Source organism: Cupriavidus sp. SZY C1 (genome assembly GCF_032190535.1).
GTDB lineage: Bacteria > Pseudomonadota > Gammaproteobacteria > Burkholderiales > Burkholderiaceae > Cupriavidus > Cupriavidus pauculus_C.
The window spans coordinates 1-24294 of record NZ_JAUANU010000015.1 but is presented as its reverse complement, the minus strand read 5'-3'; the positions used below and the strand labels follow the sequence as shown (position 1 = coordinate 24294).

Genomic DNA, 24294 nt, shown 5'->3' with positions numbered 1-24294 from the left:
ACCTCGGAAAATATGACCCCGCGCCCGTCGCGCTTTGTGCCCCGGATTTCACTTGTCATGCATGATGGAGACGGATTATGGCAGCCCACCGTGCGAATGCGTAATGAATATGATCAGCGTCGGAGTCGCCCAGCGTCGTTCTGGTATCTTTACGCCTTTGCGAAGCGTCCCGTCGTGCCCGCCAGCTTACCCGCCGGCCCGGTTCGCCAAGTTCGTGTCGTCATCCCCACGACCGTCCCCCTCCACGCCATCCGTGTTGCGCGCTTCGCATGTGAATGTATCCATGCGAGTCTTTCCATGTCCACCTCCAGCAGTACTGCCGGGGCAATGGGCGCGCCAGGCGGCCCCGCCGCCCGCCCGCTGACCGGTCAGGACTACAAGACGCTTGCCCTTGCTGCACTGGGCGGCGCGCTTGAGTTCTACGATTTCATTATTTTTGTCTTTTTTGCCAAGGTCATTGGCCAGCTGTTCTTTCCGGCGTCCGTGCCGGACTGGCTGCGCCTGCTGCAGACGTTCGGCATCTTTGCCGCCGGCTACCTGGCGCGCCCGCTGGGCGGCATCATCATGGCGCACTTCGGTGACCTGCTGGGCCGCAAGAAGATGTTCACGCTGTCCATCCTGCTGATGTCCGTGCCGACGCTGCTGATGGGGCTGCTGCCTACCTATGCGTCCATCGGGCTGCTGGCGCCGATGCTGCTGCTGGTGCTGCGCATCCTGCAGGGCGCGGCCGTGGGTGGCGAAGTGCCGGGTGCCTGGGTGTTCGTGTCCGAGCACGTGCCCCGGCGCCATATCGGCTACGCCTGCGGCACGCTGACGGCGGGCCTGACGGCCGGCATCCTGCTGGGCTCGCTGGTGGCCACCGGCATCAACGCGATGTTCGACCCGCAGGCCCTGCTCGACCACGGCTGGCGCCTGCCGTTCGTGCTCGGCGGCGTGTTTGGCGTGGGTTCGATGTACCTGCGGCGCTGGCTGCACGAGACGCCGGTCTTTGCCGAACTGCAGCAGAAGAAGGCGCTGGCCGCCGAAATGCCGCTCAAGGCCGTGGTGCGCGACCATCGCGGCGCCGTGCTGATCTCGGTGCTGCTGACGTGGATGCTGTCCGCCGGCATCGTCGTGGTGATCCTGCTGACGCCCACCTACCTGCAGACGCTGTTCGGCTTCGACGCCCGCACGGCACTGGTGGCCAACAGCGCCGCCACGCTGTGCCTGTCGATCGGCTGCATCGTGGCCGGCGTGCTGGCCGACCGCATCGGCGCCCGGCTGACGCTGTCCATCGGCGGCGCCTTCCTGGCGGGCACGGCCTACCTGCTGTACACCACCATCGGCGCGCGTCCGGACCTGCTGCTGCCGCTGTACGCGCTGGCCGGCTTCTTCGTCGGCACCATCGGCGCCGTGCCGTTCGTGCTGGTGCACGCCTTCCCGGCGCAGGTGCGGTTCTCGGGCCTGTCTTTCTCGTACAACGTCTCGTATGCGATCTTCGGCGGACTGACGCCGGTCATCGTGTCGCTGATGCTGAAGACGGACAAGCTGGCCCCGGCGCACTACGTCGTGGCCGTCTGCATCATGGGCATGATTACCGCCCTGTTCATCCGCAAGCGCGAAGCCTGACGCCGCGCCGCGCGCAAAAAAAGGGGGAAGGCCACCAGCCTTCCCCCTTTTTCATTGGCCCGTCGCCGCAGGGCGTCAGGCCACCCGGCGATGCTGCCGGAAGAACTGCCACATCAGCCAGCTCGCGTCGGGGCCGATGTCGCTGTGGTACTGCACGCTGGCATCGCCGCCGCTCCAGGCGTGGTCCAGCCCCGCCACTTCCACAAGCCTCACCAGATCGCGATTCCAGCGCCCGAAACGGGCCTCGCGATAGTCGCCGTCGGCCAGCGGGGGCGCGTCATTGGCGCAGTCCATGCGCGTGCCCAGCTTGTCGTAGAGCCCGTTGTAGGCCAGGAACTGGCGCGCCAGCAGGCGGCCATTGACCGGGTTCACGGCGTCGTCGGTCATGCCATGGACGACGATGGCCGGCATCTCCGGCCCGCCCGGCGTCACGCCGGCGGCATCGAGCAGCAGCGCCGGCTCGGACTCAGCGCCATGGCGCATGGCCCGCAGCCCGGCACGCGGATTGTCGGCGGCACCGATCACGACGCCCGAATGCAAACCCACGGCAGCCACTTTCTCTGGATAGCGCAGCGCCACCACGGCCGCCATGGCCGCGCCGGCCGACAGGCCCGCCAGATAGATTTCACCCCGGCGGACGTCCGGCCGGGCAGCCAGCTCGTCGACCAGCATCGCCACAGCCTGCGCCTCGCGCCCGCCCTCGCCGGCGCCCAGGTCGAACCACTGCCAGCAACGGTGCACGGACCGGCGCAGCGGCTGCTGCGGATAGGCGACGATAAAGCCCTCGCGCTCGGCCAGCGCGTTCATGCGCGTGCCGGCGGCCAGGTCTTCGGGCGTCTGCTGGCAGCCATGGAGCATTACCACCACGGGCAACGCCCCCTTGGCGCCGGAAGGCATATAGAGCCGGTACGACAACTGCGGCACCAGTTCGCCCGGCATGGGCGCCAGTGCCAGCTTGTGGGACTGCCAGACGCCCGGCAGTTCGGCCGGGGCCGGGTCCAGTGGCCGGCGTGCGGCCGGCAGCGCCGGATCGAGACGCGCCAGCCAGGATCGGAATTGCTTCCCGGTGCGGTGCTGCGCACGGCCAATTTGCCGCAGTTGCGCATCCCAAACCGGAGACAGGCTTTTGGCCATATGAGAACTCCTGCTCATCTAGGAACGAGTCCCCTCCTGTATTGTGCAACGCAGCATAGCACAGCCGGCGTGATGGATTGGGGGCATTGTCTGCAAGATGCAACATGAAATAGCGAAACAACGCCGACCGTCCGGTCGCCCTCACCCGATCGCGGGATGCCGGCCTCAAATTGCTTATCGCAGACGATAAAAGAATGCAGAACGACGCCCGATGAACGAAGTTGGCGGCGGCCTATACTCGGCAGTACGCCCCGAACCGGATCGATCCGCGCCGCGATGCCGCCGCAACTTTCCACCTCAAGCGCCCCATGCTGCACCCTTTGCCCGTTCCGCCCGGCGTGCAGGCTGGCCTGCGGCAATGCGGCTTCGCTGGTGCCGCGCACGGTCACGCTGCGCGCAGGTGACGTGCTCTACATACAGGGACGCGCGGCCCGCGCGGTCTATCCGATCCGCGCTGGCGGGGTGAAGCAGGTTTTCGAGACGGGGATTGGCTGGCGCCAGGTCAGCGGCTTCCTGCAACCCGGCGACGTATGCGGACTGGAAGCGCACGAGGCCGATGCCCACGACGCCACGGTCATCGCGCTGCAGGACAGCGAATGCTGCGCGATTGCGGTGGAAACGCTGCGGCCGATGCTGCGGGACGACCCCGGCATCCGCGCCGCCGTGGTGGCGATGCAGCGGCGCCACGCGCGCCGGCAGGCCGAGTTGCTGGTGGCGATCGGGTCGATGAAGGCGGCCCAGCGGCTGGCGATGCTGTTGCTGGACCTGGCGGCGGAACAGGCGCGCCGGGGCGTGGCGGACGGCGTGCTGACGCTGGCGATGACGCGCAACGACATCGCCAGCTATCTCGGCCTCACGTTGGAAACGGTTTCCCGGCTGCTGTCGCGCTTCGGCGCCGCCGGGCTGATCATCGTGCGGCAGCGCAAGCTCCGCATCGTCGATCCGGACGGGCTGGCCGCCGTGCATGCCGATGGCGACGCTGTCGCGGCGCCCGCACCGCACGCCGCCGCCCAAGCGGGCCCTCCGGCTACTCCTTAGCCACTTCCTGCCAGCCGTCGGGCGCGAACGTGCGGATGGCGCCGGCGCGGGCCGCCGTACCCTTGCCCAGGTCGCGCTCGTAGAACCGCCGCTCGCTGTCGAGCATGAACGCATGCACGCCCGATTCGCCATAGCGGGCCGGCCACGCCACGAACGCGAACTTCGCATTGCTGCCCTTGGGCGGGGCGATGATCCGGTAGCGGTAGCCGTAGTACGCGTCGTCGGGCGGGGTCTCCGGGCCCATGGCCAGCGCGTCGGGCCCCAGCGGGCTGTCGTTATCGGCCGAGGCGGACGGCCAGTACAGCCCGTTGGTCTTGCCCGGCGTACTGACCAGTTGCCGCGCGTAGCTGCCGTGGCCGACCTGCTCGGCATAGCGCTGCTGGGCGTCGGCCAGTTGCAGCAGCGTGTCCATGGCGACGATCTCGTTACGGCCGATGCGCCGCACGCGCACCTCGCGCTCGCCGGCCGCCAGGTCGAACTGCCAGCCAGCCTTGCGCCGGACGATCGGCACCGGAAACGTCCAGCCGCTGCCGCCCACTTCCACACTGGCCGCGTCGTCGCCGTCCTTGCGCACGGCATGGTGGCTGGCCCACGCGCCCAGAAAATCGTAAAGGTCCTGCTGGTCGAGTTGCGGCGGCACGATGCGGCGGTACTGCGCGCCAAGCACGCGCTGCAGCGCGTCGGGGTCGCTGCGGGCCACGCCGTCGCCCAGCGCGTCCATGGCGGCCTCGGGCGTCGGGAACACCTGCTGCGCCATCGCGGCCGGCGCGGCCAGCAGCGCCGCCGCGGCCAGCACGCGCAACGCCTGCCATGCCCCGTCGATGCGGCCCGTTGTCTGGTTGCGCTTCATCGTTATCTCCGACCGTGACCGAAATGACCGCCGCCCCCGCCTCCACCGCCGAAGTGGCCACCGCCGCCGCCCCCGCCCTGGAAGCCGCCGCCCGTGCGTGCCGGCATCGCGCGCTGCGGCGTCTGGCCGGCGTTCACGCGTTGCAGGCTGCTGCCGCCGCGGCTGGCCTGCTGGCGCATCCGGTCGCCATTGCCGGCATCGCGGAATGCGTTGTTGCGATTGGTGTCGCGCGCCCGGTTGCGCGCCTCGTGCTGGTCCAGGCGCTGCCGGTCGGCGCCGGCGGGACGCGGGTTCTGTCCGCCGCCCTGGCGGTTGACCCCCGGTGCGTGATGGCCCGCGATCGACTGGCCGGTGCGGCCTTCGAACGATTGCGCGGCGCGCTCGCGTGCGGCGTCGCGGCTCTGGCGGTTCTGCACGCCGCCGCCGTCCTGGCCCAGCCGCCGCTGGCCCTGCACGCCGCCTTGCCCCGGGCGCTGGCGATTGGCCAGCCCCTGCTGCCGCTGCGCGTCGAAGCGGCTCGCGACATTCGGGTTGTTGTACGGGACGTTGCCGCGATGCGCGGCATTGTGCTGCCAGTTCACGTTGGCCCGGTTCACGTCGAGCCGCTGGTTCACGTTGATGTTGTTGTAGCGGTTGACGTTGATGTTCACGTCGTGGCCGCCCCAGTCGAACCCGCCCCAGAGCGCATCCACGGCCGCCACGCCAAGGCCGAAGCCGATGCCCGACACCAGCGCCGTGGCGAACACCGAGCCCGGCGGCGGCGGATAGTACGCGGGCGGATAGGCCGGATACGGCCACGTGCCATAGACCACGGTCGGGTTGTAGCTCGGCACGTAGACCACCTGCGGATTGGCCGGCTCGATCTGGACCACCGTGGTGCCGCCGGTCTGCTGCGTCACCACCTTCTGCTGCTCGGTGGTCTTCAGCGTGCCGGCCTGCTGGGCCTGCAGGCGCAGGCGCTGCACCGAATCCATGACGTCGTCGGGCTGCGCCAGGAAGGCATCGCCCACGGACTGCACCCACTGCGGCTGGCGGCCCATCATGTCCATCACCGACGGAAAGGCCACCAGCGACTGCACGCTCGGGTCCCACGGCTCGCTGGCCACGGCCTTGGTGGCGGCATCGCCAGACAGGCTCGCGTTCGACTTCGACCACTGCGCGGCGGCCGCCACGTCGGCGGGATACGTCGACGCCATCAGCACCTGCGACAGCAGCGCATCGGGATAGAGCGCCACGGGCGCCAGCAGCTGGTCAAGCTGGGGCTTGTCGAGCCGGGCCTGCGCCCAGGCGCCGCCGGCGCCCGCCAGCAGGGTCAGCCCGAGCATCCAGGCCAGGATTCGTTGCACGCGCAACATGATCGCTCCTTCCATGACGAAAAACGACCACGGCTCGCCTGCCCGGCCGTCAGGCCCGGGCCGCGCCGGCTACTTGCGGGCCTGTGCGCACTGCTGCCGGTAGGTTTCCTCCAGCCGCTTGCGCTCGGGCGCGCGTTCCAGCGTGGAGTACTTGCGGCCGTCGGCCGTGGTCACCGTGGATTGTCCTTGCGACCACTGCGGCCCGGCGGGCAGCGCATTGATCTTGTCGAGCAACTGCCGGCAGTGTTCGCGCTGCGAGGTGCCCGGCGTACCGCCCGGATCGTCCACGGTGGACGTGGCGGGATCGAGCATGCGCGGCGGCAGCGGCGCGATCATCGGCGCCGACGGATCCGCCGGCGGCGTCTGCCCGTGGGCGACGAGCGAAACCATGCATCCTGCTGCGGCGATGGCAGCGAAAACCTTTCTCACCAGAAACACTCCAGAATTCGATGGCAATGCCACGCATTGCCCGGGCGAAAAGCTGCGGCCCGCGCGGGCCGGCCCGGCGTCACGCGTCCGCCTTGCCGTTGCCACGCCTGCCGCCACGGTTGCGCAGCAGCTCCAGTTGCAGCAGCGCATCCGCAAGCATACTCTTGAGCCGCACGTTTTCTTCCTCCAGCTGGCGCAGGCGTCGCGTGTCGACGGCATCGCCCTGCCGCGGCGCGCCGTACCGGGCACGCCAGCCATAGAACGACGCATCGCTGAACCCGTAGCGCGCGCACAGCTCACGCACCGGCACGCCGCTCGCGGCCTCGGCCAGGTACATGCGGATCTGTTCCTCCGAATAGCGTCTGTTCACCGATGCCTCCGCTCGTCGGCTGCGGGTGCGGCGCACCCGGCAGCCTGCCGGTCACGCTGCCGATGGCGCGCTTGTGCAGCGCTTGTGTGCCGCTGGTGCCCGTAAGGTAGCCCACCCCCCGGACAAAAGGAATTCAGTGTCTTCGCGGGACGAGTTAAGCAAAAAAGAAAGGGCTTGCCGCTACGGCAAGCCTGCCTGCCGGGCGCGCGCCATGGTGGTGCCGACCCCCATATGGGGCAGCCGCCTCGGCCACGTCAAATTTTGTTTTTCCAACTTGGAACATTTCGTGCCCACGCCAGGTTCGGTCAGTCGCTTCAAACCCTGCGGCGCACGCCGCGCTGGCCACGACGCGCTGCATCCGGCGCGGGCGGACGGCCGCAAAACGCCCGTCCCATGCGGCATTCCGCCATGTCTGCATGTATGAACAACGCGTGCTTGCGCCGCGCGAACGTGTCGGCATCCAAACGTGTTCTAGTAGTTTTCTGAATGTTGTATTAAGCTTCCTTCGCATCAACTAAGTTTCAGAATGCCTGCAAGGCACGCCTCCTGGCGTAGCAGACAGGCGACCGGCGGCACGCCACGGCAACGTTTGCCGATGCGCGCGCCAGGCCGGGTCCGGGCCTGAGGAAGAGGAGCCACTGCCGCACCGCACATGCCTTCGACGCAGCGTCGAAGAAGCGCGGTTTCGTGGAGCAGTCCATGCGCAACACATGGACCGCAATGCCCGGGCGTATTCGATTTGTCCCCGCCCTTGTCGTAGTCGAGCTGTATTGGTCGCAGTCGTTGCGCGGTGTCGCCACCGGCCCTGGCCGGTGACGCCGCCTGAAGCTGTAATGCTTCGCCACAACAAGAAAAAACCAGAAGTCTCGGATCGGGAGAAGTCAGTATGCGGCATGTCAGCACCAAGCTATTGCATGTGTTCGTCCTGCTCATGGAGTACCGCGATCTCAGCGCGGTAGCGGCCTGCACCCAGGGCCGCATTCCAACCGTGGCCTACAGCCTGGCCCGCCTGCGCGAGATCACCGGCGACGCGCTGTTCGTCAAGCGCAACGGCACGCTGGAGCCCACGCCGCACGCGCTGCGGCTGGAGCGCACCGCGCGGCAGATCCTGGCGCGCTGGAACCAGCTGGTCCAGCCCCAGGATGCCGACGCCCTGCCGGCCAGCAGCGGCCGGCGCATCTCCATCGGCTTCTCGCCGTCCATCGGCGACCCCGTCATCACCGAAATCCTGACCGCGCTCTGCGAGCGCTTTCCGCGCGACAGCTTCATCACCCGCCCCGTGATCGCCGATGCGGCGCTGGGCGACTCGCTCGACACCGGCGACCTGGACTGCGCGTTCGTCGTCGACGGAGCCAACGTGCCGGACAGCGTCATCCCGCATAGCATCCTGGCCACGCCGCGCCGGCTGGTCAGCGCCGCGCGGGGCGCCAGCAAGGAAGAAGCCGAGACCGACTGGATCCTGCTGCAGGAAGACTGCGAGCGCCACAGCCCGCTGCATGCGTTTCTGGCGCGCCGGGCCAACACGCCGGGCCATCGCGAGACGGTGGTGCCGTCGTGGCACACGCAGATCACGCTGCTGCACGCGGCCGGCGGGGTCTGCCCGGTGCTGGACTTCAACGTGCCGCTGGTGACGCGCGACCGCAAGACCCGGCTGCTGCCGCCGCCCGCGGCGTTCCCGGCCTGGGCCGCGCTGCATTTCTGGATGCCGCAGCGCGCGCCAGACCGCACCGCGCTGCGCGACATCATGGACGTGGGCGCATCGGTACTGCGCGACCCGCTCAAGGCCATCGACAGCCGCCGCCACGCCGAGCACCGCCCCCGCCCGCTCGCCATCGCCTGACCCCTTCTGCCGGCGGGGCCTAGTCCCCGTCCGGCCAGCTCCGCGCGAATGCATGGCCGATCCATGCATTTTGCGAATCCTCTCACTCCCTTCATCGCCGCCGCGCATTAACCTCGCTGGGCATCGTTGCGTGGCGGGACTTACCCCATTTGGCCCGCACCGCCGCGAGGACGCAGTCATGCGTCGTTGCGCCGCACCGCCCCTGGGCGCGTGCGGCGCTTTTTTGACGTCAGCGGGCAGCCTAACGCTGAGCCTCGGGTACAGGACAGGAGTCGATGGATGACGTTGAGGATATTGCTGGCAGACGATCACCCCGTCATTACGGCGGCGATCGGAGCCAGATTGCAGTCGCAGACCGGGTGGGAGGTCTGTGGAGAGATTGCCACCGCCACCGAGCTGCTCCAGCAGACCGAACTGCTGCGCCCCGATGTGGTGGTGACCGATTTCCACATGCCCGGCCCGGCGCAGCTTGACGGCATGCGCCTGCTCACGGCCCTGCGGCGGCGATATCCGACCATGTCGATCATGGTGCTGACGATGATCACCAATCCGCTGGTGCTGCGGACCATCCTCGACGTGCGCGTGCAGGGGCTGCTGCTCAAGGACAGCCAGTTGCCGGAGATCGTCACGGCCATTGCCCGCGCGCAGCGCGGCTTCACCTATATCGGCAAGTCGGCGCTGCGGGCGCTGGCCCCGGCCGAGGTGCGCACGATGGCGCCGCTGGGGCGCGACACGATGCAGCGCCTGTCCGCCCGCGAGATGGAGGTGCTGCGCCTGTACCTGACCGGCCGCACGGTCACCGAGATCGCCACCACGCTGTGCCGCAGCGTAAAGACCATCAGCCGCCAGAAGAACTGCGCCATGCACAAGCTGGGCGTCAGCAACGACCGCGAGCTGTTCGAGTGCGCGGCGCTGCAGGGCATGGTGCTGCCGCGATGCTGATGGCCATGCGGACCGCTCGTTATAATCGGCCGCGCCAGCCGGCCCGCCTCAGACCACCGCCGGGCGCTGGACGGCCCGCCACGATGCTTACACCCATGTCGCAACCTTCCTCCGCTCCCCTTGCCGCCCGCGCCCGCGCGGTGCCCACGCTGATGATCGCCGCGCCGGCGTCGGGCCAGGGCAAGACCACCGTGACCGCCGCGCTGGCGCGGCTCCATGCGCGCCAGGGGCGCCACGTGCGCGTGTTCAAGACCGGCCCCGACTTTCTGGATCCGACCCTGCTGGCCGCGGCCAGCGGTGCCCCGGTGCAGTCAATCGACCTGTGGATGACCGGCGAAGCCGACGCGCGCGCCCGCCTGGCCGAGGCGGCGGCGGAAGCGGACCTGATCCTGGTGGAAGGCGTGATGGGCCTGCACGACGGCACGCCAAGCAGCGCGGACGTGGCGCGGCTGTTCGGCCTGCCCGTGCTGGCCGTGATCCAGGCCGGCGCGATGGCCCAGACCTTCGGCGCGCTGGCCTATGGCCTGGCGCACTACGGCGACCCGTTCCACGCGATGCACGTGCTGGCCAACGGCGTCGGCAGCACGCGCCACGCAGACATGCTGCGCGAGAGTTTGCCGCCCGGCATCGCCTGGGCCGGCGCGCTGGCGCACGACGCGGCGGCCAGCCTGCCGGCGCGGCACCTGGGGCTGTTCAGCGCCGACGAACTGCCAGACCTGATGACGCGGCTCGACGTGCTTGCCGATGCCTTGGCGGCGCTGCCGCTGTCGCACCTGCCCGAGCCGGTGACGTTTGCCGGCCCCGCCATCGCGCCGCCGCCACGGCTGCTGGCCGGCAAGCGGATCGCCATCGCGCGCGACGACGCCTTCCGCTTCATCTATCCGGCCAACCTGGAAACCCTCGGCGCGCTGGGCGCGCACCTGGCGTGGTTCTCGCCGTTGCGGGACGCGGCGCTGCCACCGTGCGACGCGGTCTGGCTGCCGGGTGGTTATCCGGAACTCCATGCCGCCGCGCTGGCCGCCAACACGGCGATGCGGCAGGCGCTGCGCGACGCCTGCGCGCGCGGCGTGCCGATGCTGGCGGAATGCGGCGGGATGATGGCGCTGTTCGAGCAGTTGGTGGACAAGGACGGGACCAGCCATGCGATGGCCGGCGTGCTGCCGGGGACGGTCACGATGCAGCGCCGGCTGTCGGCGATCGGCCATCAATCCGTGACGATGCCCGGCACGGGCGAGGTACTGCGCGGCCACACCTTCCACTATTCGCGGGCGGCCACGTCATGGACGCCGGCGGCGCGGGCCACGTCGCCGCGCGACGGCAGCCAGGGCGAGGCGGTGTACCAGGCCGGCAGCCTGACCGCGTCGTACGTCCACTTCTATTTCCCGTCGAACCCGGTGGCGGTGGCGCGGCTGTTCGGGGCGGTGTAGCGGACGACGTAGGGGGGAAACGCTCAGGCGGCGTCGCGTTCGGTGCGGGCCACGGCGTCGGCGATGCCGGCCTCAAGCTGGGCAAGGCCCTTCGACAGGTTGTGCATCGTGGTGTCGGACACATTGGCCAGCACGTCCTGCAGGAACGCGGACCGGCGCGGCAGGGCCTGGTCGACGATCTCGCGGCCCAGGTCGGTCAGCGTGACGTTGGTCATGCGGTTGTCGCGCTCGCTCGTGGAGCGCTCGATCCAGCCCAGCTCCTGCAGGGCCTTGAGCTGGCGCGTCAGCGCGCCGGGGTCCATGCCCACGCGGTCGGCCAGCGGCTTTTGCGCGATCGGGCCCTCGTGGCCGTGCAGGGCAAACAGAATGCGCCAGCGCGGCAACGGATGCCCGATACGCTGTTCGAACGCGGCGGCATAGGCGCGGTAGGTGCGTCCGAACTGTTGCAGCACGGCCAGGCTTTGTCGCTCCAGTTCCAAATCCAGTCTCCAGTTTGGCGAATGTCAGTCCGCGGCCATCACGGGCTCATGTACCCGGACCAGCTTGATCGGCGGCACGCGGCGTACCCGCCAGATGCCCACCAGGGCCGCGACGGCCGCCAGCAGCAGGCCCAGATGGATGGCGCTCACCAGCGACACCCGCGCCTGCTCCAGCAGCAGGGCTCCATTGTGCCCTGCCTGCTGCAGGTTGGTCAGCAATTCCACCTGCGCGGCCTTGTCGATCAGGATCTGGGGGTCGGTCAGCCGGCCGGCCCAGTCCGTCGCATGGGCCGAGGCCAGCGACGCGTTGACGCCGGCGGTATAGCTGCGCGTGACCAGCGTGCCGACCAGCGCCGTGCCGACCATCCCGCCCACCATGCGCAGTGACTGCAACATGGCGGTGGCAATGCCCAGGTGCGAGCGGCCGGCCGTCTGCTGCGCGAAGACGGTCAAGTTGGGCAGCACGAACCCCAGGCCCAGCCCCGCGCAGAGCATGATCGCGAGCAGCAGATTGTGATGCATGCCGCGCGTGGCCTGCGACAGGCCCAGCAGCGCCAGCGCCAGCATCGCAAAGCCGGCGTAGAGCATGCTGTTGGGCTGCGGGATGCGCGTGATGATCCGCCCGTTGACGATGCTGCCCACGGTGATGCACACCACCAGCGGCGTGACCAACAGGCCCGCCTGCTTCGGCGAGTAGCCGAACCCGCCCTGGAACAGCAGCGGCGCATAGAGCAGCAGGGCGAACATCGTGAAACCGCCCAGCACGCCGAGCACAAACAGCGGCGCCAGCGCGGGGTTGCGGAACATGTCGAGCGGCAGGATCGGGTTTTGGCAACGGTGCGACCAGTGCCAGAGCGCCGCAAACGACGCACACGACAGCAGCATCAGCCCGCACGTCACAAGGCCGAAGCCGCGCTCGGGCAGCCATTCCACCGACAGTTGCAGGCTGCCCAGGCCCACCGCGATCAGCAGCGCGCCGAACCAGTCGATCCGCACCGGCCCCTCGTGCCGCTGCTGCCGCAGGTGCGGCAGGTAGCGCCAGGCGAACACCAGCCCCAGCAGCCCCACCGGCACATTGATATAGAACACGGCGCGCCAGCCGTACCACTCGGTCAGCAGGCCGCCCAGCGACGGCCCCACCGCGTTGGCGATGCCGAACGCGGTGCTCATCAGCACCTGCCAGCGCAGCCGGACGTGGGAATCGGGAAAGAGGTCCGGCACGCACGCGAACGCGGTGCCCACCAGCATCCCGCCGCCAATGCCCTGCAGCGCCCGCGCGGCCACCAGGAACGGCATGCTCGTGGCCATCCCGCACAGCACGGACGCGGCCAGGAACACGATGATCGACGCCAGCACGAACGGCTTGCGCCCGTAGTAGTCGCCCAGCCGGCCGAACACCGGCACGGTGACGACCGACGTCAGCAGGTAGGCCGTGGCCACCCAGGCGTAGTACTCGAACCCCTGCAGCTCGGCCACCACGGTCGGCAGCGCCGTGGACACCACGGTCTGGTCCAGCGCCACCAGCATCACGACGAACGCGATACCGAGCATCGCCAGCAGCGACTCCCGAAACGGCAGCACCTGCCCGGCATTGCCAGTCAGTGGCTCATGCTCCACACCACGCGATTCCGATGCCATTTTCTATTGCCCGATCAATCATTGCTCAATCAACGATTCAGGAATTATAGGGCGGGCGATGCCGTCCTGCAGGAGATTTTTGGCGCTTTTCCGATGTCAATCTCGATCGGTGCGATCATGGCACCGGACATCCCTTACCAGGAGGTGGCATGAAGCCAGTGACGTTGATAGGGGCGCCGACCGACGTGGGCGCGAGCATCCGCGGGGCGTCGATGGGGCCGGACGCGCTGCGCGTGGCGGACATCGCCGGCGCGCTGACCCGCACCGGGCTGCAGGTCCACGACCTTGGCAACCTGGGCGGGCCGGGCAATCCCTGGCAGCCACCGGTCGATGGCATGCGGCACCTGCAGGAAGTGCTGGCGTGGAACGAGCAGGTGTTCGAGACCGCCTACGCGACGCTGGCGGCCGGCCACATGCCGCTGCTGATGGGCGGCGACCACTGCCTGGCCATCGGGTCGGTCAGCGCGGCGGCGCGCCACTGCCGCGAGCAGGGCAAGAAGCTGCTGGTGCTGTGGCTGGACGCCCATGCCGATGCCAATACCGGCAGCACCAGTCCCACCGGCAACATCCACGGCATGCCGGTGGCCTGCCTGTGCGGCGACGGCCCGGCGCCGCTCACGGCCCTGAGCGGCGTCACGCCGGCCATGTCGGCGCAGCAGATCCGGCAGGTGGGCATCCGCAGCGTGGACGCCGAGGAAAAGCTGCGCCTGCGCGAGCTGGGGCTGACCGTCTACGACATGCGCTATATCGACGAGAACGGCATGCGCCAGACCATGGAGCGCGCGCTGGCCGGCATCGACGCCGACACCCACCTGCACGTCAGCTTCGATGTCGACTTCCTGGACAGCCAGATCGCGCCCGGCGTAGGCACGCCCGTGCGGGGCGGCCCCACCTACCGCGAGGCGCACCTGGCACTGGAGATGATCGAGGACACCGGCGCGCTCGGCTCGCTCGACGTGCTCGAACTGAATCCCGCGCGCGACGTGCACAACCAGACGGCCGAACTGGTGGTGGAACTGCTGGAGAGCCTGTTCGGCAAGTCGACACTGTAGTCACGCGGCGCCAGCGCCGGCCGGATAGCGGAACGGGTCGCACCCGGTGTCGCGGTCGTAGACCCGCTCGCCGGCCACGTAGGTGGCGCGCACGGCGCGGTCGTCGCCCAGCGTCATCAGCACGAACAGTTGCTCGACGATGTCGTTGCAGTAGCCGCTGCGGAACGCCAGCAGCGGCGTGGCGTTGCGGTCCAGCACGACCAGGTCGGCCTCGAAGCCCGGCGCGATGGTGCCGATCGTGTCGTCCAGGTACAGCGCCTCGGCGCTGCCACGCGTGGCCAGGTAGTAGGCCTGGATGGCGTTGAGCCGCGTGCCGTTCATCGCCGCCACCTTGTACGCCTCGTTCAGCGTCTGGAGCTGGCAGAAGCTGGTGCCGGCGCCGATGTCGGTGCCCAGCCCCACGCGCACGGGCCGCTTGGCCAGCCGGGCATCGAACAGCCGGAACAGGCCGCTGCCCAGGAACAGGTTCGACGTCGGGCAATGGGCCAGCGCGGCACCGGTCTGGTGGCACAGCGCAAAGTCCTGTTCGGTCAGGTGGATGCCGTGCCCGTAGACCGACCGCGCGCCGACGATGCCCGCGTGGGCGTAGACGTCCAGGTAGCCACGGCGCTCGGGGAACAGCGACATCACCCAGTCGATCTCGGCCAGGTTCTCGCACAGGTGCGTCTGCACGTAGGCATCGGGATACGCTTCGCGCAGCGCGCCGCAGGCCTGGAGCTGGGCGTCGGTGCTGGTAGGCGCAAAGCGCGGCGTGATGCAGTAGTGCTGGCGGCCCCGCTTGTGCCAGCGCTCGATCAGCGCCACGCTGTCGCGGTAGCCGGTCTCGGCGGTGTCCAGCAGCGCGGGCGGCGCGTTGCGGTCCATCATCACCTTGCCGGCGATCATCCGCGTGTTGAAGCGGGCCGATTCCTCGAAGAAGGCGTCCACCGACTGCGGATGCACGGTGCAATAGACCATGGCCGTGGTGGTGCCGCTGCGCAGCAGTTCGCGCAGGAACACGCGGGCCACGCCCTGCGCGTGCGCCGCGTCGGCAAACTGCTGCTCGGCCACGAAGGTGTACTTGTCGAGCCATTCGAGCAACTGCTCGCCGTACGCGGCCACCATCTGGGTCTGCGGATAGTGGATATGGGTGTCGATGAAGCCCGCGCTGACGATGCCGTCCGCATAGTGCGTGACGGGCGTGCCGGCCGGCAGGCGCTGGCGTACCGTCTCCGCCGGGCCGAAGTCGCGGATGCGGCCGGCGTCGATCACGATCAGCGCGTCGGGCTCGTAGACCAGGCAGGACGCGGGCTCCTGCAGGAACGGGTCGCCGCGGAACGTCACCGCGGCGGCGCGGATGGCGGAGATGGCCATGTCGGTTGCTCCCTCTCTAAGGCTGTCCGTCCGTGGCAGCGGCCGGCGCCGGGTACGTCTCGCGCATCAGCAGCGCCAGCACCAGCGCCACCACCAGCGCCGCCACGATGGGCACCGCGGCGTACTGGGCCAGCGCCAGCGTGTGGGCCGGCAGGCCGTGGGCCTCGCCCAGCGCCACGCGCGCACCGGGCCGCGCGATCATGATGCCGCCGGCGATGAAGGCCAGGCCGTTGACGAACGCGGCCGACGTGCCGATCAACTGCGGCGGCACCACATCGGCGGCACTGCTGAATGTCAGCATATGCGCCGCGTTGGCAAAGCCAAAACAGAAACTGAGCACCAGCACCAGCCACACGGGCACGCCCGGCACGTAGAGCGTCACGCCGGCGCACACAAGCTGCACGACGCAGCCGGCGATGATGGGCAGCTTGCGCCGGTGGATGCGGTCAGACCACGCGGGCACGACCAGGCAGCCGGCCGCCAGCCCGAGCCACAGCAGCGACGCGCTGAACGCCGCCAGCTCCGGCGACGCGCCGCGCACCGCCATCAGCTTGGGCATCCACACCACCCCGGCGGCCAGCAGGCTGCCGAACAGCGCCGCGCAGATCAGCGCCGACACCCAGACGTGGCCGTTGCGCGCCACATCGGCCAGCGCCGACAGCACCGACCGCACGAACGCCACCGGCCCCTGCCCCGACGACGGCACCGGCGTGGGATTGCGCAGGTACGCGAATGCCAGCAGGGCCAGCACCACGCCGGCGGCGCCGACGTAGTTGAACAGCGTGCGCCAGTCCATCCGCTCCAGCGCGAACTGGAGCGCGTTGACCGAGAACGCCGACGACAGCGACGCGCAGAACTGCACCAGCCCGAACATGAAGCTGAAGCGCGCCATGCCGAACCACTGCCCCCCGATGTAGCCGCCGCCCACGAAGCCCGTGCACGCACCCACGGCCATGACGAACTGCGACAGCACCAGCATGCCGTAGCTCTCCGCATTGGCGAACAGGAAGACGCCGGCCATGACCAGGACGACCGATGCCGGCAGCACCTTGTGCGCGCCGAGCCGGTCCAGCAGCGCGCCGCCAAAGAACTGGCAGACGGCGAACACCCATGTGTAGACGGCGGCGATGGTGCTCACCTGCGTCACGCTGAGCGACACGTCGCGCGCGATGTCGGGGTTGACGATCGAATAGCCGGTCTGCACGCTGAACAGGTAGATCACGAACAGGACCGAGAGCGCCCAGACCCACCAGGCGTGGGCCCCGCCCAGTTGCACGGGCCGGACCGGGGAAATCGATGCGGATTGCGTGGGTGCCATCAGTCGCCTCCTTCGATACCATCGGATGCGTTGACTATCGTGCACAGGCAGGCGTCACCGAAGTGAAATCTTTCGGGGAACAGGGGTCCGCGGTATTCCACCGCGTTTATGTCGATACCGCTCTGACGCCGCAGACAGGGCGCACGCAGTCAGAGGTGCCGCAGCGAGCGCGCATGAAAAAACGGAGGCAGCCAGAAGCTGCCTCCGTCGTGACTGCCGGGTCCGGGTGGACTCAGGATGCCTGGCGGGCGCTGGCCGTCGGGTTGGCCGGGGTGTTGCCCGACGTGCTGCCCGTGGTCGTGGTGCCCGCGTCGGGGGCGGGCGCGCCGGTGGCCTCGTTCAGCCCGCCGCCCAGCGCCTTGAACAGGTTCACCTCGCTGGTCAACTGGTTGAGCCGCGCCTCGATCAGCGCCTGCTGCGCCGTGAAGAGCTGGCGCTGCGCATCGAGCACGGTCAGGTAGCTGTCCACGCCGGTGCGGTAGCGGCCCTCGGCCAGCCGGTAGTAGTCCGAGCTGGCCTCGACCAGCCGCGTCTGGGCCGCCACCTGGTCGGTGAACGTGCCGCGCGCGGCCAGGCCATCGGACACCTCGCGGAACGCCGACTGCACGGTGCGCTCGTACGTGGCCACGTTGATGTCCTTCTGGATGCGGGCGTAGTCCAGGCTCGCGCGCAGGCTGCCGGCCGTGAAGATCGGCAGCGTGATCTGCGGCTGGAACAGCCACGTCCCCGAGCCGGCATCGAACAGCCCCGACAGCTGGCGGCTGGCCGTGCCGCCCGACGCCGTAAGCTGGATGCGCGGGAAAAACGCCGCGCGGGCCGCGCCGATATCGGCGTTGGCCGATTTCAGGCGATGCTCGGCTTCGAGGATGTCGGGCCGGTTCTGCAGCAGGTCGGACGGCATGCCGGCCGGTACCTCGGCCAGCAGGTTCTGGTCCAGCGTCAGCCCGGCGGGCAGGTCGGGCGGCAGGCTGGTGCCGACCAGCAGCGCCAGCGCGTTGGCGTCTTGCGCCACCAGCCGCGTATAGCGGGCCAGCGACGCGCGCGCGTTCTCCACCTGCGTCTGCGACTGGCGCAGGTCCAGCCGCGACGCGATGCCTTCCTCGAAGCTGCGCCGGGTGAGGTTGTAGGTCCGCTCGTACGCGCTCAGCGTATCGCGCGTGACGGCCAGGTTGGCCTCGTCGGCGCGCTGCGTCAGGTACGCGTTGGCCACGCTGGCCACCAGCGCGATCTGCGTGCTGCGGCGCGCTTCCTCGCTGGCGAAGTACTGCTCCAGCGCGGCCTGGCTCAGGCTGCGCAGGCGGCCGAACAGGTCCAGCTCCCACGCGGTGGTGCCCAGCGACACCCCGTACTGGCTGCTGATGACCCGCTGGCCCGTCGACGACAGGTCGGCCGGCACACGTTGCCGCGTGCCCTGGCCGGTGGCGCCCACTTCGGGGAACAGGTCCGCGCGCTGGATGCGGTACTGCGCGCGGTAGGCGTCGACGTTGAGCGCGGCCACGCGCAGGTCGCGGTTGTTCTCCAGCGCAAGCTGGATCAGCCGGTGCAGCCGCGGGTCCGAGAAGAAGTCGCGCCAGCCCAGTTCCGCCGCGGACGGCGCCTGTGCCGCGTCCGTGCCGGCCTTGTAGGCGTCGCCCTGGGGATAGGCGGCGTCCACCGGCGCGGCGGGCCGCTCGTAGTTCGGAATCAGGCTGCAGCCCGCAAGCGCTGCGGCGGCGGCCAGGCAAAGTAGCGTCTGTCTCATGCTTGGGCTCCCGTTTCCAGGGAGGAAGGTCCGGACTTGCGGCGGCGTTCCTTGAGCGACGTCACCACGACAAAGAACAGCGGCACCCAGAAGATGGCCAGCACGGTGGCGGTAATCATGCCGCCGATCACGCCGGTACCGATGGCGTGCTGGCTGCCCGAGCCCGCGCCCTGCGAGATGGCCAGCGGGAACACGCCCAGCACGAACGCCAGCGACGTCATGATGATGGGCCGCAGACGCATGCGGCAGGCCTCGACCGCCGCCTCGACCACGCCCTTGCCCTGGTCGTGCAGGTCCTTGGCAAACTCGACGATCAGGATCGCGTTCTTCGCCGACAGGCCCACCGTGGTGAGCAGGCCCACCTGGAAGAACACGTCGTTCGACAGCCCGCGCGCCAGCGTCGCCATCAGCGCCCCGATCACGCCCAGCGGCACCACCAGCATCACCGAGAACGGGATGGCCCAGCTTTCATAGAGCGCCGCCAGGCACAGGAACACCACGAGCAGCGACAGCGCGTAGAGCGCCGGCGCCTGGGAGCCCGACAGCCGCTCCTCGTACGACAGGCCCGTCCACGAGTACGCGATACCGGTCGGCATCTGCTTCATGATCTCCTCGACCGCCGCCATGGCCTCGCCCGAGCTCTTGCCGGCAGCCGGCTCGCCCAGGATTTCCACGGCCGGCACGCCGTTGTAGCGCTGGAGCTTCGGCGAACCATAGCCCCACTTGCCGGACGCGAACGCCGAGAACGGCACCATGTCGCCCTTGTCGTTGCGCACGAACCACTTGTTCAGGTCCTCGGGGTTCATCCGCGCATTGGGACGGCCCTGCAGGTACACCCGCTTCACGCGGCCCCGGTCGATGAAGTCGTTCACGTAGCTGGAACCCCAGGCAATCGACACGGTACTGTTGATATCCGACAGCGAGATGCCCAGCGCGCGGGCGCGCTCGTCGTCGATCTCCAGCACGTACTGCGGCTCGTCGTTCAGCCCGTTCGGACGCACGCGCTGCAGCGCCGGGTTCTTGGCGGCCAGCGCCAGGAACTTGTTGCGCGCGTCCATCAGCGCCTCGTGCCCCAGGCCGGCCTGGTCCTGCATGTAGAAGTCGAAGCCGGTGGCGTTGCCCAGTTCCTGCACGGCCGGCGGCGCGAACGCGAAGGCCAGCGAATCCCGGAACGTGCTGAACTTGGCCTGCGCGCGCTTGGTCAGGTCGAACACGCTCGTGGCGTCACCCTCGCGGTCCTTGAACGGCTTGAGCAGGATGAACGCCAGGCCCGAGCTCTGGCCGCGGCCGGCAAAGTTGAAGCCGTTGACCGTGAACAGCGACTCGACGATCTTGCCTTCGTCGTTGAGCAGGTAGTTCCGCATCTGGTCCAGCACGGCCTGCGTACGCTCGGCCGACGACCCCGGCGGCGTCTGCACCTGGGCATACAGCACGCCCTGGTCTTCTTCCGGCAGGAACGAGGTGGGGATCCGCGTGAACAGGAAGCCCATCACCAGCACGATCAGCACGTAGATGATCAGGAACGGCGCGCGGCGCTTGAGGATGCCGACCACCCCGCCCTCGTACTTCTGCGTGGTGCGGATGAAGCTGCGGTTGAACCAGCCGAAGAAGCCGGCCTTGTGCTCGCCGTGGTCGCCCTTCTCGATCGGCTTGAGCATCGTGGCGCACAGCGCCGGCGTCAGCACCAGCGCCACCAGCACCGAGAGCACCATCGCCGAGACGATCGTGATCGAGAACTGGCGGTAGATCACGCCCGTGGAGCCGCCGAAGAACGCCATCGGCAGGAACACCGCGGACAGCACCAGCGCAATGCCCACCAGCGCGCCCTGGATCTGGCCCATCGACTTGCGCGCGGCTTCCTTGGGCCCCAGGCCCTCCTCGGCCATCACCCGCTCGACGTTTTCGACGACCACGATGGCGTCGTCCACCAGCAGGCCGATGGCGAGCACCATCCCGAACATCGTCAGCGTGTTGATCGAGTACCCAAACGCGGCCAGCACGCCGAACGTGCCCAGCAGCACCACCGGCACGGCGATCGTCGGGATCAGCGTGGCGCGGAAGTTCTGCAGGAACAGGTACATCACCAGGAACACCAGCACGATGGCTTCGAGCAGCGTCTTGACCACCTCGTGGATGGAGTCGGAGATCACCGGCGTGGTGTCGTACGGGAACACCACCTTGATGCCCGGCGGGAACGACGGTTCGAGCTGGTTCAGCGTGTTGCGGATGTTCTTGACCGTTTCCAGCGCGTTGGCGCCCGAAGCCAGCCGGATCGCGATACCCGACGCCGGCCGCCCGTTGTACTGGGCGTTGATCGAGTAGTCCTGGCCGCCCAGGCCCACGTCGGCCACGTCGCGCAGGCGCACCTGCGAGCCGTCGGGGTTCACCTTCAGCAGGATGTTGCCGAACTGCTCGGCCGTCTGCAGCCGCGTCTTGCCGACCACCGTGGCGTTGAGCTGCTGGCCGCGCACGGCCGGCAGGCCGCCGAGCTGGCCCGAGGCCACCTGCACGTTCTGCGCCTTGATCGCGGTGCTGACGTCGAGCGGTGCCAGCTGGAAGCTGTTCAGCTTGGCCGGATCCAGCCAGATCCGCATCGCGTACTGCGAACCGAAGACCTGGAAGTCACCGACGCCCGAGGTGCGCGAGATCGGGTCCTGCAGGTTCGAGACGATGTAGTTCGAGAGGTCTTCCCGCGTCGTGCTGGGGTCCGTGGAGATCAGGCCCACGATGATCAGGAAGTTCCGCACCGACTTGGTCACGCGGATGCCCTGCTGCTGCACTTCCTGCGGCAGCAGTGGCTGCGCCAGGGCCAGCTTGTTCTGGACCTGCACCTGCGCGATGTCGGGGTTGGTGCCCTGCTCGAACGTGGCCGTGATCGTCATGCTCCCGTCGGAGTTCGATTCCGACGAGATGTAGCGCAGGCGGTCCAGGCCGTTAAGCTGCTGCTCGATGACCTGCACCACCGTGTCCTGCACCGTCTGCGCCGAGGCGCCCGGGTAGGCCACGGAAATGGCGATGGTGGGCGGCGCGATGGCGGGGTACTGCGTGACCGGCAGCGCGCGTATCGACAGCACGCCCGCCAGCATGATCACGAGCGCGATCACCCACGCAAAGATCGGGCGCTCGATAAAGAAATTAGACATGGCGAATCCTTATGCGTCGGTCCCGATCAGGACTTGGCGGCCGGCGCCGAGGCGGCGGCGGGTGCCGAGGCAGGGGCCAGGCCGGCCTGGGCCGCGGTGGCCTCGGTGGCCTTGACCTTGGCGCCGGGGCGGACGAACTGCAGGCCCTCGACGATCACGCGGTCGCCGGCCTTCAGGCCATCGGTAACGAGCCAGTTGTTGCCGATCGTGCGGTCCGTCTTGAGCACGCGCAGTTCCACCTCGTTGTTGGCGTTGACCACCAGCGACGTCGGCTGCCCCTTCAGGTCGCGCGTGACGCCCCGTTGCGGTGCAAGAATGGCCGACTGGCGGACGCCTTCGGCCAGGCGGGCGTGCACGAACATGCCGGGCAGCAACTCGTTGCGGGGATTCGGGAACACGGCGCGCAGCGTGACCGAGCCGGTGCTCTGGTCGACGGCCACTTCCGAAAACTCCAGGCGGCCCGGTTCCGAATAGGTGCTGCCATCCTCCAGCTGGAGCATGACCTTGGCGGCGTTGGCGCCGGCGCCCTGGAGCTGGCCGTTGGCCAGCTCCTTGCGCAGGCGCAGCAGCGACGCGGACGGCTGCGTCACGTCGACATAGATCGGATCGAGCTGCTGGATGGTGGCCAGCGCGTTGGCCTGGCCATTGGTGACCAGCGCGCCTTCGGTGACCAGCGAGCGGCTGATGCGGCCCGAGATCGGCGCCAGCACCTTGGTGTAGCGCAGGTTGATGTGCGCCTGGTCGACGGCGGCCTTGGACTGCAGGTACGACGCCTGTGCCTCGGCATACTGCTGCTTGCTGACGGCCTCATCGCCGACCAGCCGGCCGTAGCGCTCCGCCAGCAACTTGGACGATGCCAGCGTGGCCTCGGCGCTCTTGGCCGTGGCTTCGTATGTCGACGGGTCGATCTGGTAAAGCTGCTGGCCCTGCTTGACGTCGCTGCCTTCCACGAACAGCCGCTTCTGGATGATGCCATTGACCTGCGGGCGGACTTCGGCGATCCGGTACGCGAGCGTCCGGCCCGGCAGCGAGGTGTCCAGCGTGACGGCCTCGTTCTTCAGCGTGACCACTTTCACTTCAGGCGTCTGGGCCGCGGGGGCTTCGTTCTTCTTGCCGCAGGCGGACAGCACCACCACGGCAAGAGCCAGCATGCCTGGAATCAAAGCACGCTTGGCGCGCGTTGCTTGCATAGCGATTTCCTCGAGGATGAAACGGATTGAATTCTTCTTGGTCCTGGCTCAAGCCAGGCGGGCGTCACGGCGCGCGTGGACGCAATTGGCGTGCCCACGACAGGCACGTGTCGGCTAACGGATTCAGCGGATTGTCGCCATGGGCCCCTGCTTTCGCCGGCTCTGCCGGCCTGGAGGAAAACTGAACACCAGACACGCCGCGCGCGCATCCGGCACAGGACTGCCCTGGCTGGGCTGCCCTGCTCCCCGTACTCTCAAAATTCCTGCTCGACCTTGGATGATCGGGATTACTGCTGCATGCAAGCCGTGCGCCGATCTAGGGTGGGCATCGTCTTACCGGTCGACAACAATAATCGGTTTCTCCGATATCTGCTGACGCACACCTGTCCTGTGGCGTCATTCACACAACCGGCACCCCTGGCTGGGGACCTGCGCGGCCCCCTCCTCCAAGGCGGGCCGGGCGTCCGGCGTCTGCGGCAATGCAGCATTTGAGCAGTCTGCCTGGCAAACAGTTCAATAAGCATGCTTGCGAATTTCGCTATGCTAACAGGTCGAAGTTGAATCAGGATGACAGAAAATTCCTTGTGAAGTGGAATGCTTCATTGCCACGTGGGAATCGGAAACCGCCACGCAGAATCCCAAAGGATTAGTGCCGCGTTGGCCATCTTGCGGAAAAGTGTTTTGCGGAGATGAGACAGTGGGGGTCTGCCAAACAAAAAACCCCGCCGATGTGGCGGGGTTCCGAATCAGTTGACGCGGCGGCACTCAGGCGCCGTCGAGATAGAGGCTACGCGGCCCCAGGCGGTTACCCAGCAGCGGTCCATTCCAGCGCATGTCGCCACGATAGGCGCCTGCCATCCGGTCCGGTCGGGCCGGCGGCGCGACGGTGTTCTGATACGACTGTCGCTGGTAGGTCTGGGCCTGCGGTTGCGGAGCAAGATCCTGGCGAGTCGCGCGATCCGCACCCTGCGAGTACGGGTCGAACTTGTCGCCGGCACGGGCACCGCTGGTGTTCGGATCGTAGGTACCACTGATCGGCGCGGCGCTACCCTGGGTATAAGGATCGCGCGGACCCGGCGTCGTCTGGGCCAGTGCCGAGACCGAAATCATCGCCAGCGCACCGGCTGCGAGCATATGTCGGGGTCGAAGCTTTTGCATGGACACCTCCTGAATGCGGAGGGATAGCGGGCTGCCATCCCCTGTGCCACAGAGGAGCGAAAGGCGTGCCGGGCATATTTGCGGACGATCATCCACAAAATGCGGGCGTTTGAACAGCGAGAGGCTGGCGCTTTTACAACCGCGCGGTAATGAATTCCGCCGCTGCCAAAGCAAAACCCCCAAGCTTTTGGGCTTGGGGGTTCTGGGTATAAGAGCCTGGCGATGACCT

Annotated in this window: 19 protein-coding genes; 6 read left to right on the top strand and 13 right to left on the bottom strand. The window is 68.4% G+C overall.

The features are described from left to right. Nucleotides 1–297: 297 nt before the first annotated feature. The gene (locus QTN24_RS20725) at nucleotides 298–1608 is read left to right on the top strand and encodes an MFS transporter (RefSeq protein ID WP_124685497.1); all 1311 of its coding nucleotides are present in this window, start codon (nucleotides 298–300) and stop codon (nucleotides 1606–1608) included. Nucleotides 1609–1683: 75 nt separating this feature from the next. On the opposite strand, the gene QTN24_RS20720 is transcribed toward QTN24_RS20725, so the two are convergent. Next, nucleotides 1684–2742 carry an alpha/beta hydrolase family esterase gene (locus QTN24_RS20720; RefSeq protein ID WP_124685498.1) on the bottom strand — a complete coding sequence of 353 codons (1059 nt, stop codon included), beginning with the start codon at nucleotides 2740–2742 and terminating at the stop codon, nucleotides 1684–1686. Between the two features lie 372 nt (nucleotides 2743–3114). Here QTN24_RS20720 and QTN24_RS20715 point away from each other — a divergent pair, with 372 nt between their 5' ends. Then, nucleotides 3115–3780, top strand: coding sequence for a helix-turn-helix domain-containing protein (locus QTN24_RS20715; protein ID WP_313839445.1), 666 nt, complete (start codon nucleotides 3115–3117; stop codon nucleotides 3778–3780). Here the strand turns inward: QTN24_RS20715 and QTN24_RS20710 are convergent. From QTN24_RS20710 to QTN24_RS20695, 4 genes are all read right to left on the bottom strand, one after another. Beyond that, nucleotides 3770–4630, bottom strand: coding sequence for a DUF2950 family protein (locus QTN24_RS20710; RefSeq protein WP_313839444.1), 861 nt, complete (start codon nucleotides 4628–4630; stop codon nucleotides 3770–3772). The two genes, QTN24_RS20715 and QTN24_RS20710, sit on opposite strands and share 11 nt — an antisense overlap. Before the next feature lie 2 nt (nucleotides 4631–4632). Beyond that, a complete protein-coding gene (locus QTN24_RS20705; protein WP_313839442.1) occupies nucleotides 4633–5985 on the bottom strand; it encodes a DUF3300 domain-containing protein in 1353 nt (450 codons plus the stop codon). 69 nt (nucleotides 5986–6054) lie between these two features. Beyond that, entirely contained in the window at nucleotides 6055–6375 is a 321-nt protein-coding gene (locus tag QTN24_RS20700; protein ID WP_313839440.1) for a hypothetical protein, read from the bottom strand. 118 nt (nucleotides 6376–6493) lie between these two features. Then, on the bottom strand, nucleotides 6494–6784 hold the full coding sequence (locus QTN24_RS20695; RefSeq protein ID WP_124685503.1) for a transposase: 291 nt from the start codon (nucleotides 6782–6784) through the stop codon (nucleotides 6494–6496). Nucleotides 6785–7670: 886 nt separating this feature from the next. On the opposite strand from QTN24_RS20695, the gene QTN24_RS20690 reads away from it, so the two are divergent. From QTN24_RS20690 to QTN24_RS20680, 3 genes are all read left to right on the top strand, one after another. Next, a complete protein-coding gene (locus tag QTN24_RS20690; protein ID WP_313839437.1) occupies nucleotides 7671–8624 on the top strand; it encodes a LysR family transcriptional regulator in 954 nt (317 codons plus the stop codon). A gap of 279 nt (nucleotides 8625–8903) precedes the next feature. Then, nucleotides 8904–9566 carry a response regulator gene (locus QTN24_RS20685; protein WP_124685505.1) on the top strand — a complete coding sequence of 221 codons (663 nt, stop codon included), beginning with the start codon at nucleotides 8904–8906 and terminating at the stop codon, nucleotides 9564–9566. A 95-nt stretch (nucleotides 9567–9661) separates the two neighbouring features. Then, nucleotides 9662–10993, top strand: coding sequence for a cobyrinate a,c-diamide synthase (locus QTN24_RS20680; protein WP_313839435.1), 1332 nt, complete (start codon nucleotides 9662–9664; stop codon nucleotides 10991–10993). A gap of 23 nt (nucleotides 10994–11016) precedes the next feature. Here QTN24_RS20680 and QTN24_RS20675 read toward each other — a convergent pair whose 3' ends face one another. Together QTN24_RS20675 and QTN24_RS20670 are read right to left on the bottom strand one after the other, a co-directional pair. Further along, nucleotides 11017–11472, bottom strand: a complete 456-nt coding sequence (locus QTN24_RS20675) for a MarR family winged helix-turn-helix transcriptional regulator (protein ID WP_124685506.1) — start codon at nucleotides 11470–11472, stop codon at nucleotides 11017–11019. A 24-nt stretch (nucleotides 11473–11496) separates the two neighbouring features. Further along, nucleotides 11497–13110, bottom strand: a complete 1614-nt coding sequence (locus QTN24_RS20670; RefSeq protein WP_313839432.1) for an MFS transporter — start codon at nucleotides 13108–13110, stop codon at nucleotides 11497–11499. Nucleotides 13111–13259: 149 nt separating this feature from the next. On the opposite strand from QTN24_RS20670, the gene rocF reads away from it, so the two are divergent. Beyond that, nucleotides 13260–14162, top strand: coding sequence for an arginase (gene rocF / locus QTN24_RS20665; protein ID WP_124685507.1), 903 nt, complete (start codon nucleotides 13260–13262; stop codon nucleotides 14160–14162). On the opposite strand, the gene guaD is transcribed toward rocF, so the two are convergent. From guaD to QTN24_RS20635, 6 genes are all read right to left on the bottom strand, one after another. Continuing rightward, a complete protein-coding gene (guaD, locus tag QTN24_RS20660) occupies nucleotides 14163–15515 on the bottom strand; it encodes a guanine deaminase (RefSeq protein WP_124685508.1) in 1353 nt (450 codons plus the stop codon). A gap of 16 nt (nucleotides 15516–15531) precedes the next feature. After that, nucleotides 15532–16833: an MFS transporter gene (locus tag QTN24_RS20655; protein ID WP_124685509.1), complete on the bottom strand. Its 1302-nt coding sequence runs from the start codon at nucleotides 16831–16833 to the stop codon at nucleotides 15532–15534. 232 nt (nucleotides 16834–17065) lie between these two features. Then, a complete protein-coding gene (gene adeC, locus QTN24_RS20650) occupies nucleotides 17066–18574 on the bottom strand; it encodes an AdeC/AdeK/OprM family multidrug efflux complex outer membrane factor (RefSeq protein WP_313839429.1) in 1509 nt (502 codons plus the stop codon). Further along, nucleotides 18571–21717: an efflux RND transporter permease subunit gene (locus QTN24_RS20645; RefSeq protein WP_313839428.1), complete on the bottom strand. Its 3147-nt coding sequence runs from the start codon at nucleotides 21715–21717 to the stop codon at nucleotides 18571–18573. Before QTN24_RS20645 ends, adeC begins: the two co-directional genes overlap by 4 nt. Before the next feature lie 26 nt (nucleotides 21718–21743). Next, complete coding sequence (locus QTN24_RS20640) at nucleotides 21744–22907, bottom strand: efflux RND transporter periplasmic adaptor subunit (RefSeq protein ID WP_313839427.1); 1164 nt, start codon at nucleotides 22905–22907, stop codon at nucleotides 21744–21746. A gap of 765 nt (nucleotides 22908–23672) precedes the next feature. Continuing rightward, entirely contained in the window at nucleotides 23673–24065 is a 393-nt protein-coding gene (locus QTN24_RS20635) for an endonuclease (RefSeq protein ID WP_313839426.1), read from the bottom strand. Between the last annotated feature and the right edge of the window lie 229 nt (nucleotides 24066–24294).